Source organism: Pseudomonas chlororaphis, assembly GCA_001023535.1.
GTDB lineage: Bacteria > Pseudomonadota > Gammaproteobacteria > Pseudomonadales > Pseudomonadaceae > Aquipseudomonas > Aquipseudomonas chlororaphis_E.
Genome location: CP011020.1, coordinates 6007384 through 6023563, shown reverse-complemented (window position 1 = coordinate 6023563; position 16180 = coordinate 6007384). Strand labels below are relative to the sequence as shown.

At 62.5% G+C, this 16180-nt stretch carries 16 protein-coding genes; 9 read left to right on the top strand and 7 right to left on the bottom strand.

The annotated features are described in order from the left end of the window. The first annotated feature begins 79 nt into the window (after nucleotides 1-79). Nucleotides 80-772 carry a uracil-DNA glycosylase gene (locus VM99_26300; protein ID AKK01399.1) on the top strand — a complete coding sequence of 231 codons (693 nt, stop codon included), beginning with the start codon at nucleotides 80-82 and terminating at the stop codon, nucleotides 770-772. 57 nt (nucleotides 773-829) lie between these two features. On the opposite strand, the gene VM99_26295 is transcribed toward VM99_26300, so the two are convergent. The 4 genes from VM99_26295 to VM99_26280 are packed head-to-tail and all read right to left on the bottom strand — an operon-like array spanning nucleotide 830 to nucleotide 4870. Next, the gene (locus VM99_26295; protein ID AKK01398.1) at nucleotides 830-1867 is read right to left on the bottom strand and encodes a membrane protein; all 1038 of its coding nucleotides are present in this window, start codon (nucleotides 1865-1867) and stop codon (nucleotides 830-832) included. Beyond that, a complete protein-coding gene (locus VM99_26290; GenBank protein ID AKK01397.1) occupies nucleotides 1860-3374 on the bottom strand; it encodes a tripartite tricarboxylate transporter TctA in 1515 nt (504 codons plus the stop codon). Before VM99_26290 ends, VM99_26295 begins: the two co-directional genes overlap by 8 nt. Nucleotide 3375: 1 nt before the next feature. Continuing rightward, a complete protein-coding gene (locus VM99_26285) occupies nucleotides 3376-3837 on the bottom strand; it encodes a membrane protein (GenBank protein AKK01396.1) in 462 nt (153 codons plus the stop codon). 55 nt (nucleotides 3838-3892) lie between these two features. After that, entirely contained in the window at nucleotides 3893-4870 is a 978-nt protein-coding gene (locus VM99_26280; protein AKK01395.1) for a tricarboxylic transport membrane protein, read from the bottom strand. Nucleotides 4871-5317: 447 nt separating this feature from the next. Here VM99_26280 and VM99_26275 point away from each other — a divergent pair, with 447 nt between their 5' ends. Both VM99_26275 and VM99_26270 read left to right on the top strand, forming a co-directional pair. Next, entirely contained in the window at nucleotides 5318-5989 is a 672-nt protein-coding gene (locus VM99_26275) for a transcriptional regulator (protein ID AKK01394.1), read from the top strand. Continuing rightward, on the top strand, nucleotides 5982-7373 hold the full coding sequence (locus VM99_26270; GenBank protein ID AKK01393.1) for a histidine kinase: 1392 nt from the start codon (nucleotides 5982-5984) through the stop codon (nucleotides 7371-7373). The genes VM99_26275 and VM99_26270 overlap by 8 nt, the downstream gene beginning before the upstream one ends. A 29-nt stretch (nucleotides 7374-7402) precedes the next feature. Here VM99_26270 and VM99_26265 read toward each other — a convergent pair whose 3' ends face one another. Then, complete coding sequence (locus VM99_26265) at nucleotides 7403-8224, bottom strand: histidine kinase (GenBank protein ID AKK01392.1); 822 nt, start codon at nucleotides 8222-8224, stop codon at nucleotides 7403-7405. Nucleotides 8225-8259: 35 nt separating this feature from the next. Further along, the gene (locus VM99_26260) at nucleotides 8260-9201 is read right to left on the bottom strand and encodes an aminomethyltransferase (protein ID AKK01391.1); all 942 of its coding nucleotides are present in this window, start codon (nucleotides 9199-9201) and stop codon (nucleotides 8260-8262) included. A gap of 149 nt (nucleotides 9202-9350) precedes the next feature. Here VM99_26260 and VM99_26255 point away from each other — a divergent pair, with 149 nt between their 5' ends. Together VM99_26255 and VM99_26250 are read left to right on the top strand one after the other, a co-directional pair. After that, nucleotides 9351-9605, top strand: a complete 255-nt coding sequence (locus tag VM99_26255) for a hypothetical protein (GenBank protein ID AKK01390.1) — start codon at nucleotides 9351-9353, stop codon at nucleotides 9603-9605. Next, nucleotides 9589-10041 (top strand): hypothetical protein, encoded by a 453-nt coding sequence (locus VM99_26250; GenBank protein AKK01389.1) that lies wholly within the window; start codon nucleotides 9589-9591, stop codon nucleotides 10039-10041. The genes VM99_26255 and VM99_26250 overlap by 17 nt, the downstream gene beginning before the upstream one ends. Here the strand turns inward: VM99_26250 and VM99_26245 are convergent. Continuing rightward, entirely contained in the window at nucleotides 10010-11626 is a 1617-nt protein-coding gene (locus VM99_26245; GenBank protein ID AKK01388.1) for an L-aspartate oxidase, read from the bottom strand. The two genes, VM99_26250 and VM99_26245, sit on opposite strands and share 32 nt — an antisense overlap. A 559-nt stretch (nucleotides 11627-12185) precedes the next feature. Here VM99_26245 and VM99_26240 point away from each other — a divergent pair. From VM99_26240 to VM99_26225, 4 genes are all read left to right on the top strand, one after another. Beyond that, nucleotides 12186-12767 (top strand): RNA polymerase sigma-H factor, encoded by a 582-nt coding sequence (locus VM99_26240; GenBank protein ID AKK01387.1) that lies wholly within the window; start codon nucleotides 12186-12188, stop codon nucleotides 12765-12767. Nucleotides 12768-12798: 31 nt separating this feature from the next. Further along, nucleotides 12799-13386, top strand: coding sequence for an RNA polymerase sigma-H factor AlgU (locus VM99_26235; protein ID AKK01386.1), 588 nt, complete (start codon nucleotides 12799-12801; stop codon nucleotides 13384-13386). A gap of 13 nt (nucleotides 13387-13399) precedes the next feature. Next, nucleotides 13400-14347 (top strand): RNA polymerase sigma-H factor AlgU, encoded by a 948-nt coding sequence (locus tag VM99_26230; GenBank protein AKK01385.1) that lies wholly within the window; start codon nucleotides 13400-13402, stop codon nucleotides 14345-14347. Between the two features lie 231 nt (nucleotides 14348-14578). Further along, nucleotides 14579-16009: a serine peptidase gene (locus VM99_26225; protein ID AKK01384.1), complete on the top strand. Its 1431-nt coding sequence runs from the start codon at nucleotides 14579-14581 to the stop codon at nucleotides 16007-16009. Nucleotides 16010-16180: the final 171 nt, after the last annotated feature.

The following is a 16180-nucleotide window of genomic DNA, read 5'->3' as shown; positions in this document are numbered from 1 at the left end:
TGCCGGTTCTGTGTCAGATCAATTGACAAGCCATGTAGGCTTTCCTAGGGTGCGCCCATTGTTTCTACCGGGTGCAATCATGACTGCTGATGACCGTATCAAACTCGAACCGAGCTGGAAGCAGGCACTGCGTGCCGAGTTCGACCAGCCCTACATGGCAGAGTTGCGCGAATTCCTGCGTCGGGAGTACGCCGCGGGCAAGGAGATCTACCCACCGGCATCGCTGATCTTCAACGCCCTCAACTCCACGCCGCTGGACAAGGTCAAGGTGGTCATCCTCGGCCAGGATCCGTACCACGGCCCGGGCCAGGCCCACGGCTTGTGCTTCTCGGTGCAGCCGGGCGTGCCGACGCCGCCGTCGCTGGTGAACATCTATAAGGAATTGAAGCGCGACCTGAACATCGACATTCCCAACCACGGCTACCTGCAAAGCTGGGCCGACCAAGGGGTGCTGCTGCTTAACACCACCATGACCGTGGAGCGCGCCAATGCCAACGCCCACGCGGGCAAGGGTTGGCAGCATTTTACCGACCGGGTCATCGAAGTGGTCAGCGAGCACCAGCCGCACCTGGTGTTCCTGCTGTGGGGTGCCCATGCGCAAAGCAAGCAGAAACTGATCGACGCGACCAAGCACCTGGTGCTGACCTCGGTGCACCCGTCGCCGTTATCGGCGTACCGGGGGTTCCTGGGGTGCGGACATTTCAGCCGCACCAACAAGTTCCTCGAACAGCACGGCGAGGCGCCGATCGACTGGCGATTGCCGCCGGTCTGAGTGTTCGTCCTCGGGGCCTGTTCGCCAGCAGGCTCGCGAAGAAAACACCGCAGGCAATCAGGCCTGCCCCTGGCGCCGTATCCAATACCGGAACAACGGTTCTGCCAGAAACAGCACGAACAACAGTCGCATGACCTGCAACGCCGTCACCAACGGCACCGACAATTGCAGCGTCTCCGCCGTCAAGCTCATTTCCGCGATGCCGCCGGGCATCATGCCGAGGGTCAGTGAGCGCAGGTCCAGGTGGGTCAGTGTGCTCAGGCCCAGGGCCGCGAGGCTGGCGATCAGCATCGTCAACACGGTGCCGATCAGGGTGCGGCCCATGAACGACGGCGCCCGCCGGAAGAACTGTCGGTTGAAATGACAACCCAGGCCGCTGCCGATCAGCCATTGGCCAATCTGGCTGGCGCCGTGGGGCAAGCCGATGTGCAGGTCCCAGCCGATGCTCACCGCCGCGCTCACCAGCAGCGGCCCGAACAGCCACGGGTTGGGTTGGCGCAGGCGCTCCCAGACCCAGGCGAGCAGGGCGCCGGCTGGAAACAGCAGCGCCAACCAGAGCCAGTCCACGGTCGTGGCGTGTTGTACCGGGGAGCCTTCGCCCAACAGGTACTTGAACGCCGCGGGCACGCACAGCACCACCACCAGCACCCGCAAGCTCTGGCCCGCGGCGACGCGGCTCAGATCGGCGCCGTTACGGGCGCCAAGGTTGACCATTTCGCCGGAGCCGCCCGGCATGCTGGAAAAGAAAGCGGTGGCGCGGTCCTCGCCGGTGCGGCGCATCAGCCAGACACTCACCCCGCTGGACACGCTGGTGATCAGCGCGCCAAAAAAAATCAGGCCGAAGTGGCCCAGGACCTGCTCCATCACCAGGGGCGTGAAGTGCAGGCCGATTCCGATACCCACTACCCATTGGCCGCATTTGCGGCCGCCGGGGATTTCCTTCAACTGCCAGGGTGTCAGGCAGCGCACCAGGATGATCGCCAGCAACGAGCCGACCATCCAGGGCAAGGGCCAGCCAACCAGGCTGGCCAGGTAACCGCCGGCCAGGCCGACCAGCGGTGTTCCCCACCATTGTCTGAAAGTCGCCTCAGACATTGGCCAGGGCACGTCGTTGGGCGGCGCGACGACGCCAGATCCGCAACAATGGCATGAACAGCATGATCGCCGTCAGGATCCAGCAACCGAAGGTGATCGGGCTCGACCAGAGGATCTCCAGTGCGCCATTGGAAATCGACAACGCACGCCGCAGGTTCTGCTCCATCAGGCCGCCCAGGATAAAGCCCAGCAGCACCGGTGACAGCGGGAAGTCCAGCTTGCGCAGGATGTAGCCGAAGATGCCGATGCCGATCATCAGGAACAGGTCGAACGTGGTGGCGTGCACCGCATAGACACCGATGCCGGTGATGATGGCGATGACCGGTACCAGCGCCCAGTTCGGTACCGCCAGGATGCGGGTGAACACGCGGATCATCGGGATGTTGAGGATCACCAGCATGACGTTGGCGATGAACAACGACGCGATCAGGCCCCAGACGATGTCCGGCTGTTGCTGGAACAGCAACGGGCCAGGGGTGATGTTGTACAGCGACAGCGCGCCGATCATCACCGCCGTGGTGCCCGAACCGGGAACGCCGAGGGTCAGCATCGGCACCAGCGCACCGCAGGCTGCGCCACCGATGGCGGTTTCTGGCGCGGCGAGGCCACGCTTGTCGCCCTGGCCGAACGTGCCGCTGGCACCGGCGATGCGCTTCTCGGTCATGTAGGCCACGGCACTGGCGAGGGTCGCGCCGGCGCCCGGCAACACGCCCATGATGAAACCGAGTAGGCCGCAACGCAGGTTCACGACAAATACCGATGCCGCTTCCTTGAAGTTGAACATCATCCGCCCGGTGGCTTTCACCGCTTCCTGGCCGCGGTGGGTTTTCTCCAACAGCAACAGGATCTCGCTGATGGAAAACAGGCCGAGCACCAGCACGACGAACTGGATCCCGTCGGTCAGGTGGATGTTGTCACCGGTGAAGCGGTACACGCCGCTGTTGGCATCGATCCCGACACTGGACAGGAACAGGCCGATCAGCGCTGCGATAAACGTTTTGAGGGGACGGTCGCCGGCCATGCCACCCAGGCAGACGATGGCGAACACCATCAGGACGAAATACTCCGCCGGTCCGAAGGCAATTGCCCATTTGGCCAGCAGCGGGGCAAACAGGACCATGCCGCAGGTGGCGATGAACGCACCGATGAACGAACTCCACGCCGACAGTGACAACGCCACTCCGGCCAGGCCTTGGCGCGCCATCGGGTAGCCGTCGAGGGTGGTCATCACGGTGGAGGCTTCGCCCGGGATGTTGAGCAGGATCGAGCTGATGCGCCCGCCATATTCGCAACCCAGGTACACGGCGGCCAACAGGATAAGCGCCGACTCCGGCGGCAGCCCAAGGGCGAATGCAATCGGGATCAGCAGTGCCACGCCATTGATCGGGCCCAGACCCGGCAACAAACCGACCACGGTGCCGATCAAGGTGCCGGTCAATGCGGTGACGAGGTTGTAAGGCGTCAGTGCCACGCCAAAACCCTGGCCGAGATAATTCAGGGTATCCATATCAATTCTCCAGGACGTCGAGCAGGCCGAGGGGCAGGGGGACGTCCATCAGCTTGTCGAACAACAGATACAGACCAATGGCCATCAGGCTGATGATCACCACGCTCGGCACCCAACGGCCGCCATACAGGCGTGCCATCGGCACTCCGACCAAAATGCTGGCGAGGATGAAGCCCAAAGGTTCGAAGGTGCCGGCGAACACCAGCAGCAGTGCTATGCAGATGCCGATTTTCTGCAGGGTTTCGCGGTCCAGTTGCGGGTCTTCGTCGCTGTGTACGACCGGTGCGGGACGAAACAGCATGTACAACAAAGCCAGGCCCATCAGCCCAAGCATCAGCAGGGGAAAGGCTCGTGGGCCAACGGGTTCATAAGAAAAAGCCGCCTGGTAAGGCCAGGCCATCAGTGCCAGGCCAACACAGGCCAGCAACAGCACCGCCGCAAAAATACGTTGAAGGGTGAGCATGACTAACTCCTGGGCAGCGTCGGGGTAGCCGACGCCGCCGCGCGAACAGAGACGGTTACTGGATCAGGCCGAACTCTTTGGCCAGCACCTTGTAATCGGCGACTTGCTTCTTCACGTAGGTGTCCAGTTCCTGGCCGGTCATGGCGAACGGGAACAACTCGCGCTGGTCTCGCAGCTTGGCGAACTCTTCGGAGGCCAGCAGCTTGTCGAAGGCGTCTTTCCACCAGGCGTAATCTTCGTCGCTGACCTTTGGCCCGAGGTAGAAGCCGCGCACCACCGGCCAGACGATGTCGTAGCCTTGTTCCTTGGCGGTCGGGATGTCTTTCATTTCCGGCTCGTCGATGCGTTTTTCGGCGAACACGGCCAGCAGGCGCATGTCACCGCTCTGGATATGGGGCATGGAGTCGGAGATGTCGGTACTGCCGACCTGGATGTGCCCGCCGAGCAGGGCAGTAGCGATTTCACCGCCGCCTTCGAGGGCCACATAGCGCAGGTCGCGAGGGTTGATCCCGGCGGCCTTGGCGATGAGTGCGGTCTGCATCCAGTCCTGGCTGCCCACGGTGCCGCCGGAGCCGATGACCACTGAGCCTGGATCTTTCTTCAGGGCTTGTACCAGATCATCGAGGGTCTTGTAGGGCGAATCACTCTTCACTGCGATGGCGCCATAGCTGGTACCGACGGCGGCCAGCCAACGCACGGCGCTTTCGTCGAAGCGACCGAACTTGCCCTGGGCCAGGTTCAACAGCGAGCCGCTGGACCAGGCCACCAGGGTGCCGGCGTCCGCCGGGCGCTGGGCGACCACGGCGTTATAGGCCACCGCGCCAACGCCACCGGGCATGTAGGTGACGCGCATCGGCTTGGTCAGCAGCTTCTGGTTGACCAGTGCGCTTTGCGCAAGCTTGCACGTCAGGTCGAAACCGCCGCCGGGGGAGGCCGGTGCGATGCATTCGGGGCGCTTGGGTTCGGCGAGCAACTGCCCGGCGAACATCAGGCAGCCGGCGGCCAGGACGACTTTACGCAGTGATAGGCTCATTATTGTCTCCACAGGAGTTGTTGTTGTGTGTGGTACGAAGGGGGCGATGCCGGCTCCTTGCCTTGCTCATCGAGGATGGCCGACACAGGTCGTGGCAGGGAGGGGCGCGATGGAACAACGGCAGGCCGGGCAGCAGTGAAGCTGGCCAGGACGGTCTGTTGGAAGCGGGAAAGGTGGGCTGGCACGGTGGCCTGACGCTGCATGGACAGCATGATGAACACTCCGCTTTTATTGTTCTTATCGGCGAAAACGCTTCGAGGCGTTTTTCGTTCGCGATCCGCATCGCGACCGGCAGTCGAAACTGTCCGTCCTGGGACTCTAACGGCCCAACCTTTCGCTAACCTTTCAATACCTTTCAGGCTGTTTTTTGGCTTCACAGTGGGCGTTGCGGCTGTAAACTCCGCGCCAAAGAATGGCGTCGGCCATCCCTGAATCGAGGAATAACCCATGCGTGTTCTGCTCGTCGAAGACCATCTGCAGCTTGCCGAAAGCGTTGCCCAGGCGCTCAAGAGCACCGGTTTGACCGTCGATGTGCTGCACGATGGCGTGGCCGCAGACCTGGCCTTGAGCAGCGAGGAGTACGCCGTGGCGGTCCTCGATGTCGGGCTGCCGCGCATGGACGGTTTCGAAGTGCTGGCGCGCCTGCGGGCTCGCGGCAAGACCCTGCCGGTGTTGATGCTCACCGCCCGCAGCGACGTTAAGGACCGCGTCCACGGCCTGAACCTGGGGGCCGACGATTACCTGGCCAAGCCCTTTGAACTGACCGAGCTGGAGGCCCGGGTCAAGGCGCTGTTGCGGCGCAGTGTCCTGGGCGGCGAACGCCAACAGCGCTGTGGTGGGCTGGTGTATGACCTGGACACCCGTCGTTTCACCCTCGACGATGAACTGCTGACGCTGACATCCCGCGAGCAGGCGGTGCTGGAGGCGTTGATCGCCCGGCCGGGGCGGGTGATGAGCAAGGAGCAGTTGGCCGCCCAGGTATTTGGCCTGGACGAAGAAGCCAGCGCGGATGCCATCGAGATCTACGTCCATCGCCTGCGCAAGAAACTCGATGGCCATGCGGTTGCCATCGTCACCTTCCGTGGCCTGGGCTACCTGCTGGAAAACCGCGATGCATAAGCCCGACAGCCTGCGCTGGCGGTTGCTCTGGAACCTCGCATTGCTGTTGGTGGTGCTGATGCTCGCCAGCGGCCTGAGCGCCTACTGGAACGGTCGCGAAGCCGCGGATACCGCCTATGACCGCACGCTGCTGGCCTCGGCCCGAACCATCGCCGCGGGGCTTTCCCAGCGCGATGGCAGCCTGAGCGCGGACGTGCCCTATGTGGCCCTGGACACCTTCGCCTATGACAGCGCCGGGCGCATTTATTACCAGGTCAATGACATCAACAAGCAGTTGATCTCTGGCTATGAAAACCTTCCCGGCCCGCCGCCCGGTACGCCACGCACCGACGATTACCCGGCCCTGGCGCGCTTCTACAACGCCAGTTACCAGGGCCAGAACGTGCGGGTGGTGAGCCTGCTCAAAGCCGTGAGCGAGCCGAACATGAACGGCATGGCGGAGATTCGCGTTGCGGAGACTGAAGAGGCGCGGGTCAGCATGGCCCGCAGCCTGATGGCCGACACCTTGCTGCGCCTCGGGATGCTGGCCGTGGGGGCGTTGCTGCTGGTGTGGTTCGCGGTCAGTGCCGCATTGCGTCCACTGGAGCGCTTGCGTACGGCGGTGGAGGAGCGCCAGCCGGACGATCTGCGTCCGCTGCCGCTGGTGGAAGTCCAGCATGAGCTCTGGCCCCTGGTGCGGGCCCTCAACCACTTCACCGAGCGGCTGCGCGGGCAGTTCGAGCGCCAGGCGCAATTCATTGCCGATGCCGCCCATGAACTGCGCACACCGTTGGCCGCGCTCAAGGCCCGCCTGGAGCTGGGCTTGCGCGCCAGTGAGCCGGCGACCTGGCGTGAAACCTTGGAAACCGCCGCCCAAGGCACCGACCGCTTGACCCATCTGGCGAATCAGCTGTTGTCCATGGCCCGCGTCGAAAACGGCGCCCGCGCCATCGCCGAGGGCGGCGCGCAGTTGCTCGACATGAGTCAGCTGGCCCGGGAGCTGGGCATGGCCATGGCGCCGCTGGCCCATGCCCGGGGTGTGGCGTTGGCGCTGGAAGCCGATGAGCCGGTGTGGCTGCGGGGCGAGCCGACCTTGCTCAACGAGTTGCTGAGCAACCTGGTGGATAACGCCCTGGCGCATACCCCATCGGGCGGCAACGTGATCCTGCGGGTCACCGCGCCGGCGGTGCTGGAAGTTGAGGACGACGGCCCTGGCATTCCCCTGCACGAGCGCGATCGGGTGTTCGAGCGCTTCTATCGTCGCAACCAGCAAGTGGCCGGGTCCGGCCTGGGGTTGGCGATCGTCGGTGAGATCTGCCGCGCTCACTTGGCGCAGATCACCCTGCACGATGGGCAGGAGCGGGGGCTGAAGGTGCGGGTGAGTTTTGTACCGGGCTCGGACTGATTCCAATGCGCTTCGGCGCACCCGGCTCGCTAGTAAAACATCGACCGCGCTTCTTCGATGTGCGCGCAGCGATCCTTGTTGTCCAGGTCGATGCCCAGCTTCTTGAAGGACGGCACCGCAAACACATCGATCTTGCCGAGAGGGTGGTCGGTGTCTCTGTAGCAATACAGCGCAGCGACCTGCACCAGGTCGACATAATCGACCTGCCGGGTATCCCGGGTGAAATCCAGGTACAAGCCCGGCAGTTTCACCAGCCTCTCTGGAAACTCCCAGACACTGAGCAACTTGTCCCCCAGCACCGGATGAATCGTCTCGATGACATGGTTGAGGCTGACGGGGTCGGACAACAATTCGTTGTTGTCTTGCGCGTACGTCAGGATCGGCAGCACGCCGATCTGGTGCACCAGCCCACCGAGGGCCGCCTGGTCGGGCTTGAGCTGCGTGTAGCCGCGGCACAGCGCATAGCTGACACCGGCGATCTCCAGGCTTTTGCGCCAGACTTCGCGCATTTTCTGTTCGACCACCTCGGAGCGGGCATGGAAAATCTGCTCCATGACCAGGCCAATGGCCAGGTTACTGCTGTAGTTGACGCCAAGCCGGGTGATGGCCGTGTGCAGGTCGGTGACTTCCTGGGTGGCGCGAAGCAGCGGGCTGTTGACCACTTTTATCAGGCGAGCCGAAAGCGCCGTGTCGCGACCGATCACTTTGCTCAGGTTGCTTACGCTGATTTCCGGGTCTTCAGCGGCCCGGCGAATCTGCAGGGCCACTTCCGGTAATGTTGGCAACACCAGGTCATCGTTATCGATGGCCTCCACCAAATCCCGTTGGACCTTCTCCGCCAAATCGCTCATTTCGGTTCTCTAGGGTGTTGCGACAAAGGCTGCGATCAGCGCTGGATCTCGCGGTCGCGGTCCAACTCGTAAGGCAAGTCGAGCAACTGCAGGGTTGGGCCTTCCAGGGCGCCCAGGTGCAGGTTGCCATCTTCCGCTGCTTCGGCCTGCAACACCGCCAGCAGTTCAATGTTTTGCTCGGCTCGCGCAGCCATCACCACTTCGCCGATGGAGCTGCCGTGGGTCGGGGAGAACAGCGCCGTGCCCGGTTCCGGCAGTTCGCTGGCGTCCAGTTGCAGGCGATACAGGCGCCGTTTGAGCTTGCCCAGGTACTGCATGCGGGCGACGATTTCCTGGCCGGTGTAGCAACCTTTCTTGAAACTCACGCCGCCAACGGCTTGCAGGTTGAGCATCTGCGGGATGAACAGCTCACGGGTGGCCGGCATCACCTGACCGATACCGGCGCGGACCTGGCCCAGCAGCCACGGGTTCAGGTCTTTCTCGGCGAGTGCCGCGGCCAGTTGGCTCCTGAGCGCTGGCGCCTGCTCGGCGCGGGCCCAGAGTTCAGCACGGCCGGGGGAAACCCGCACGGCGATCAGCGACTCATGGCGAACCACACTGTCGGTGTCGGCCGGCAGTTCGAGGCCCAGGCCGGCGAGCACGTCGTCGGCGTTTTCCAGGCCGAAGCGAACCCAGGCCGGGCTTTCGTCGGTGAGTTTGGATTTGGAGAACACGGCGTATTTTTTCAGGTCCGCCAGTTGTGGCTCGAGCAGCTCGCTGGCCATCGCCATCAGCACGCCGTCGCCTTCGAGCAGGATGCGGAAGCTCGATTGCATACGGCCTTTCTGGGTGCAGCGGGCACCAAGGCTGGCACGGCTGTCGCTCAGGTAGTTGAGATTGCAGGTCAATTGACCTTGCAGGAATTTGCCGGCATCCACGCCGCGGACCGCGAGAACGCCTTCGTGGGACAGGGTGCAGAAAAAAGCGGAATCAGCCATGGGACATCGCAGGGTAAAAAGTCTGGTGGACATCATAAGGGGGCGCCCTTGAAATGGGTAGTTCACAAAGGAACGGTCGTGGCCGACCAATGCTGTCTGTTCCACCACGGCGGGGCCTGTATACTTGCGCTCTATTTGAGGAGCGCTCCATGGTCGAAGATGTTGAACTGAATCGCCTCTACTGGCACAGCCGTCGCGGCATGCTTGAGCTGGACGTGTTGCTGGTGCCGTTCGTGAAAGAGGTCTATCCCCATCTCAATGAAACGGACCGCGCGTGCTATGTCCGCCTGCTCGAATGCGAGGACCAGGACATGTTCGGCTGGTTCATGGAGCGTAGCGAATCCGACGATCCAGAGCTGCAGCGCATGGTTCGGATGATTCTGGACCGTGTCCAGCCAAAGTAACCGCTTCGAATGCCGCTGGCAGGCCTCCAGGCAACTGCTGGCGGCCTACCTGCTGGCCCAGGCTGTCGCCCTGGGTTCGTTGTGTCTCCTGTCTGTCCCTTTCCCGTTGGCAGCGCTTGGCGTGGTGCTGTGCCTGGCCCATGGCGCCTGGGTCCTGCCGCGACAGCTCTTGTTGACCCATCGACAGGCCTTCAGTGGTTTGCGTTACGACGCGGCCGGTTGGCACCTGTGGAGCCCGGCTCACGGTTGGCGGGCGGTGCAGTTGCGCCCCGACAGCCTGGCGTTGCCGTTGATCGTCGTGCTGCGTTTTCGCCTGCGGGGCGAGTGGCGGGTCCGCTCGCTGTGCGTGCCGCGCGACGCGCTGGCGCCGGATACTCATCGGCGCCTGCGGGTGCGGCTCAGGTTCAGTCGGCGTAGGTGGGCGGCACCAGGATAGTGTCCAGTGCCTCGGGCAGCAGGTCCGGGTAGTCGAGGGTGTAGTGCAGTCCCCGGCTTTCCTTGCGCTCCATGGCCGAACGGATCATCAGTTCGGCCACCTGGGCCAGGTTGCGCAGCTCGATCAGGTCGCGGCTGACTTTGTAGTTGCTGTAGAACTCGTCGATTTCATCCAGCAGCAGGCGCACCCGGTGCTGGGCCCGTTGCAGGCGCTTGTTGGTGCGCACGATCCCCACGTAGTCCCACATGAAACGCCGTAGTTCGTCCCAGTTGTGGGCGATGATCACGTCTTCGTCCGAATCGGTGACCTGGCTGGCGTCCCACGAGGGCAGGGCGGCGGGGATGGCGATCTGTGGCAATTGTTGCAGGATGTCTGCCGCCGCCGAGCGGGCGTAGACGAAACATTCCAGCAGCGAGTTGCTGGCCATGCGGTTGGCGCCGTGCAGGCCGGTGAAGCTGGTTTCGCCGATGGCGTACAGGCCCGGCACGTCGGTGCGGCCCTGCTGGTCGACCATCACGCCACCGCAGGTGTAGTGCGCCGCCGGCACCACCGGGATCGGTTGCCGGGTGATGTCGATGGAAAACTCCAGGCAACGCTCGTAGACGGTCGGGAAATGGCTCTTGATGAAGGCTTCGGGCTTGTGGCTGATGTCCAGGTAGACGCAATCGATGCCCAGGCGCTTCATTTCATGGTCGATGGCCCGGGCGACGATGTCCCGGGGCGCCAGTTCGGCACGCGGGTCGAAGCGCTGCATGAAGCGTTCACCGTTGGGCAGCTTCAGGTGGGCCCCTTCGCCACGCAGGGCCTCGGTCACCAGGAAACTCTTGGCCAGCGGGTGGTAAAGGCAGGTGGGGTGGAACTGGTTGAATTCCAGGTTCGCCACCCGGCAGCCCGAGCGCCATGCCATGGCGATGCCGTCGCCGCAGGCGCCGTCGGGGTTGCTGGTATAAAGGTAGACTTTCGCGGCCCCGCCGGAGGCCAGGATGACGAAACGCGCGCCGTAGGTGTCGACTTCGCCGGTGCCGCGATTGAGCACGTAGGCGCCCAGGCAACGATCACCCTCCAGGCCCAGGCGCTTTTCGGTAATCAGGTCGACCGCGACGCGCTGCTCCAGCAACTCGATGTTCGGCCGCTGCCGGGCCTGGGCGAGCAATGTCTTGAAGATCGCCGCGCCGGTGGCATCGGCCGCGTGGATGATCCGTCGATGGCTGTGGCCGCCTTCGCGGGTCAGGTGAAATTCGAAACCGCCGTCTTCGTTGCCGGAGTGCTCGTCACGGGTAAATGGCACGCCCTGGTCGATCAGCCACTGGATGGCTTCCCGGCTGTGCTCGACGGTAAAGCGCACCGCGTCCGGGTGACACAGGCCGCCACCAGCGTTGAGGGTGTCGTCGACATGGGATTCGACGGTATCGGTATCGTCCAGGACGGCCGCGACGCCGCCCTGGGCCCAGAATGTCGAGCCGTTGGCCAGGTCGCCCTTGCTCAGCACGGCGATGCGCAAATGCTCCGGCAAGGTCAGGGCAAGGCTCAAACCGGCGGCTCCGCTGCCGATTACCAGAACATCATGTTGGAACTGTTGGCTCATTCGAATGGTTTCCGCTCAAGGCGACCCGGGTCGGGGTTGGCGCAGGACACCGTTTCATCGGGTCACGCAGCCACGCAGCCCACTAGTATATAGAGGGGGGGACCGGCACAATAGCCGGGCGAATCATGGCAATGTGGTACCAGTGTGGTGGAACAGCGGCACGCTTCGTCGGATCGCGGTTTCGCATGGGCGGGCAACAAGGCGGCCGTTTCGAGGATAGAGCGTGGTTTATCCCGTCACGGTTGGCCAATGTCCACTTCACAGCGCTATAAAATAGAGGGAACTTTTGCCAGGCGCCTACGTTCAATAGACGGTTGTCTGCAAAAGGGAGCAGCGTTGGGTGTGCAGGATTTCGATTGAAGTCCTTGCCGACAGGCCCGGCGATAGATTATTCGCGCAGCCGGGGAATCTCGTGCTGCGTTTTTCGTGCGTGCCGAGATCAGAGCGCGCCGGAAACTTGCTTGGAAGGGGGAGAACTTTTGCGAAAAGCCCGAGTCTATGTTTGCAAGCCCGGACAATTAGTAATGCAAGCCTCCTTCGAGCTTATCGAGGAGTGTTCATGCTAACCCAGGAAGAGGATCAGCAGCTGGTTGAGCGCGTACAACGCGGCGACAAGCGAGCTTTCGATCTGCTAGTGCTGAAATACCAGCACAAAATTCTCGGGTTGATCGTGCGGTTCGTGCACGACACCCATGAAGCGCAGGATGTTGCTCAGGAGGCCTTCATCAAGGCCTACCGTGCACTTGGTAATTTTCGCGGCGACAGCGCGTTCTACACGTGGCTTTACCGCATCGCCATCAACACGGCGAAAAACTATCTGGTTTCACGCGGCCGCCGGCCGCCGGATAGCGATGTAAGTTCTGAAGATGCAGAGTTCTACGATGGCGATCACGGCCTCAAGGACCTCGAATCCCCGGAACGTGCATTGCTGCGGGATGAGATCGAGGGCACTGTCCACCGAACCATCCAGCAACTGCCCGAAGATTTGCGTACGGCTTTAACTTTACGCGAGTTCGACGGTCTGAGTTATGAGGACATTGCGAGCGTCATGCAATGTCCGGTGGGTACCGTGCGCTCCCGGATCTTCCGCGCTCGGGAGGCCATCGATAAAGCCCTGCAACCGTTGTTGCAGGAAAACTAAAGACAGCGGCGATAGCCAAGAGAGGAACGCCATGAGTCGTGAAGCCCTGCAGGAATCGCTGTCCGCAGTGATGGATAACGAAGCGGACGAACTGGAATTGCGTCGGGTATTGAATGCCTTTGACGATGTTGAAACCCGTGAGACCTGGGCTCGTTACCAGATCGCTCGGGCTGTAATGCACAAGGACCTGCTGCTTCCGCGCCTGGACATCGCTGCGGCCGTTTCTTCTGCATTGGCTGACGAAGCCGTACCGGCAAAAGCCTCCCGCGGACCATGGCGCAGCCTGGGTCGCCTGGCCGTTGCCGCTTCGGTCACCGTAGCCGTACTGGCCGGTGTGCGCCTGTATAACCAGGATGAGATTGCCGGCGTGCAAATGGCGCAGCAGTCCACCCAGCCTGGCCTGGCCGCTCCACAGGTCAAGGGCCCGGCAGTGCTGGCCGGCTACAGCGAAGGTTCGGAAGCTGCAGGTCCGATGACCAACGGTGTGCTGCAAGGCCAACCTGGCTGGCATGACCAGCGTCTGCCTAACTACCTGCGTCAGCATGCCCAGCAAGCTGCCTTGAAGGGTACTGAAAGCGCGCTGCCCTATGCCCGTGCAGCCAGTATGGAAAACCGTTAATTAAGGACGACCATTGCGCGCCATACCTTTATTCGCGCTGTTGCTGGGAGGCTGGTGTACGGTTCCAGCCTATGCCGATGAGGCTCAGGACTGGTTGAACCGCCTGGGCCAGGCCGAGCAGCAACAAAGCTTCCAGGGCACTTTCGTTTACGAGCGCAACGGTAGTTTCTCTACCCACAACATCTGGCATCGTGTCCAGGATGGCAAGGTCCGCGAGCGGCTACTCCAGCTCGACGGCTCGGCACAGGAAGTCGTGCGCATTGATGGACGGACTCAATGCGTCAGCGGCTCGCTGATCGCGGGGTTGGGCAATACGCCAGACGGCACTGCACGGGCGCTCGATCCGCAAAAACTCAAGAATTGGTATGACCTTGCCGTCATTGGCAAGTCGCGTGTGGCTGGGCGTCCGGCGGTCATTGTGGCGTTGACGCCCAAGGACCAGCATCGCTACGGCTTCGAACTGCACCTGGACAAAGAGACGGGGTTGCCGCTCAAGTCCTTGTTGCTCAATGACAAGGGGCAACTGCTCGAACGGTTCCAGTTCACGCGCATGAACGTTGCCGCGCCGGCGGAGGCCGATTTGCAGGCCTCGGCTGATTGTAAGGTGGTTGCACAGGACCCGGACAAGGCCGCTGCGGTGAAAGCCTCCTGGCACTCGGACTGGCTGCCGCCGGGCTTCGAGTTGGCCAGCAGTACCGCGCGCAAGGACCCGGACACCAAGGTCCTGGTCAACAGCCTGATGTACGACGATGGCTTGGCGCGCTTCTCGGTGTTCCTTGAGCCATTGAATGGCGCCAACGCCACCGATACCCGCACTCAGCTCGGCCCGACGGCCGCCGTCTCCCGTCGACTCACCACGCCCCAGGGCGAAATGATGGTCACGGTGGTTGGCGAGATTCCCATCGGGACGGCGGAGCGGATCGCGCTGTCCATGCGTTCCGATGTCACGGCGACCCAGTAGCGTATTGGCTGGGTGGCCTGAATGCGCGAAAGGCTGATGGCGCCGGGGTCTGATCGAAATGCCGAAACTTCCTGTCAGCATTTTCATTTGCAAAAACACGGTTTTTTTTCTATTAGGTCAGAGCCGCTCGGCCCTGGCCTTGTCTGTTTGCGGAACAAAAATACCGGCGTATCTTTCCCTGGTATTGCTTGCTCCATATCGCTTAACCATGCTCGTCGTAACGGGAGCCGTATGTCGATACCACGCTTGAAAACCTATCTCTCCATCTTTGCCACCGTGCTTGTGCTCGGCCAGGCTGTCCCTGCCGTGGCAGCCGAGTTGCCTGACTTCACGCAGTTGGTCGAGCAGGCGTCGCCCGCAGTGGTGAACATCAGTACGACCCAGAAGTTGCCGGATCGTCGGGTATCGGACCAGCAGATGCCGGACCTCGAAGGCCTGCCGCCGATGCTGCGCGAGTTCTTCGAGCGCGGGATGCCGCCGCAACCGCGGTCGCCGGGTGGCGGTCGCCAGCGTGAGGCGCAATCCCTGGGTTCCGGCTTCATCATTTCGCCTGATGGCTACATCCTGACCAACAACCACGTGATCGCCGACGCCGATGAGATCCTGGTGCGCCTGGCTGATCGCAGTGAACTCAAGGCCAAGCTGATCGGCACCGACCCACGCTCCGACGTGGCCTTGCTGAAAATCGACGGCAAGGACCTGCCCGTGCTCAAGCTGGGCAAATCCCAGGACCTGAAGGCCGGCCAGTGGGTCGTGGCCATCGGTTCACCGTTCGGTTTCGACCACACCGTGACCCAAGGCATTGTCAGCGCCATCGGGCGCAGCTTGCCGAACGAGAACTACGTGCCCTTCATCCAGACCGACGTGCCGATCAACCCGGGTAACTCCGGTGGCCCGCTGTTCAACCTTGCCGGTGAAGTGGTGGGTATCAACTCGCAGATCTACACCCGGTCGGGCGGCTTCATGGGCGTGTCCTTCGCCATCCCGATCGACGTGGCCATGGACGTGTCGAGCCAGCTGAAAAGCGAAGGCAAGGTCAGCCGTGGCTGGCTGGGCGTCGTCATCCAGGAAGTGAACAAGGACCTGGCCGAGTCGTTCGGGCTGGAAAAACCAGCCGGTGCGCTGGTGGCGCAGATCCAGGAAGGGGGGCCGGCGGCCAAGGGCGGCCTGCAAGTGGGTGACGTGATCCTGAGCATGAACGGCCAGCCGATCATCATGTCCGCCGACCTGCCGCACCTGGTGGGCGCCCTCAAGGCCGGTGCCAAGGCCAATCTGGAAGTGATCCGCGAAGGCAAGCGCAAGAATGTCGAACTGACCGTCGGGGCCATTCCCGAGGAAGGCAAGGAGCTGGATTCGCAGACCAAATCCGGTGTCGAGCGCAGCAGCAATCGACTGGGCGTGGCAGTGGCCGAGCTTACCGAAGAGCAGAAGCGCACCCTGGAGCTTCAGGGCGGCGTGGTGATCAAGGAAGTGCAGGACGGTCCTGCGGCCCTGATCGGCTTGCAACCAGGCGACATCATCACTCACCTGAACAACCAGGCCATCGGTTCGGCCAAGGAGTTCACCGATATCGCCAAGGCACTGCCGAAGAATCGCTCGGTGTCGATGCGGGTCCTGCGTCAGGGACGTGCGAGTTTCATCACCTTCAAGCTGGCCGAATGACCGGTTAGCGCCGCAATGAAAAAACCGCCTCAAGAGAGGCGGTTTTTTATGCGTGGTAAATACTGCCTGCCACGCAGATGGGTGACGAGCCCATGACCCTGTGGGAGCGGGCTTGCTCGCGAAAGGGTCAGCACCTTCAACATCATTGCAAGCTGACCCACCGCTTTCGCG

Bases quoted from the DNA above. Each gene is read 5' to 3' on its own strand.
- VM99_26290 (AKK01397.1), bottom strand. From the start codon at position 3,374: ATGGATACCCTGAATTATCTCGGCCAGGGTTTTGGCGTGGCACTGACG.
- VM99_26275 (AKK01394.1), top strand. From the start codon at position 5,318: ATGCGTGTTCTGCTCGTCGAAGACCATCTGCAGCTTGCCGAAAGCGTT.
- VM99_26260 (AKK01391.1), bottom strand. From the start codon at position 9,201: ATGGCTGATTCCGCTTTTTTCTGCACCCTGTCCCACGAAGGCGTTCTC.
- VM99_26265 (AKK01392.1), bottom strand. From the start codon at position 8,224: ATGAGCGATTTGGCGGAGAAGGTCCAACGGGATTTGGTGGAGGCCATC.
- VM99_26240 (AKK01387.1), top strand. From the start codon at position 12,186: ATGCTAACCCAGGAAGAGGATCAGCAGCTGGTTGAGCGCGTACAACGC.
- VM99_26285 (AKK01396.1), bottom strand. From the start codon at position 3,837: ATGCTCACCCTTCAACGTATTTTTGCGGCGGTGCTGTTGCTGGCCTGT.
- VM99_26300 (AKK01399.1), top strand. From the start codon at position 80: ATGACTGCTGATGACCGTATCAAACTCGAACCGAGCTGGAAGCAGGCA.
- VM99_26225 (AKK01384.1), top strand. From the start codon at position 14,579: ATGTCGATACCACGCTTGAAAACCTATCTCTCCATCTTTGCCACCGTG.
- VM99_26255 (AKK01390.1), top strand. From the start codon at position 9,351: ATGGTCGAAGATGTTGAACTGAATCGCCTCTACTGGCACAGCCGTCGC.
- VM99_26270 (AKK01393.1), top strand. From the start codon at position 5,982: ATGCATAAGCCCGACAGCCTGCGCTGGCGGTTGCTCTGGAACCTCGCA.
- VM99_26280 (AKK01395.1), bottom strand. From the start codon at position 4,870: ATGAGCCTATCACTGCGTAAAGTCGTCCTGGCCGCCGGCTGCCTGATG.
- VM99_26295 (AKK01398.1), bottom strand. From the start codon at position 1,867: ATGTCTGAGGCGACTTTCAGACAATGGTGGGGAACACCGCTGGTCGGC.
- VM99_26235 (AKK01386.1), top strand. From the start codon at position 12,799: ATGAGTCGTGAAGCCCTGCAGGAATCGCTGTCCGCAGTGATGGATAAC.
- VM99_26245 (AKK01388.1), bottom strand. From the start codon at position 11,626: ATGAGCCAACAGTTCCAACATGATGTTCTGGTAATCGGCAGCGGAGCC.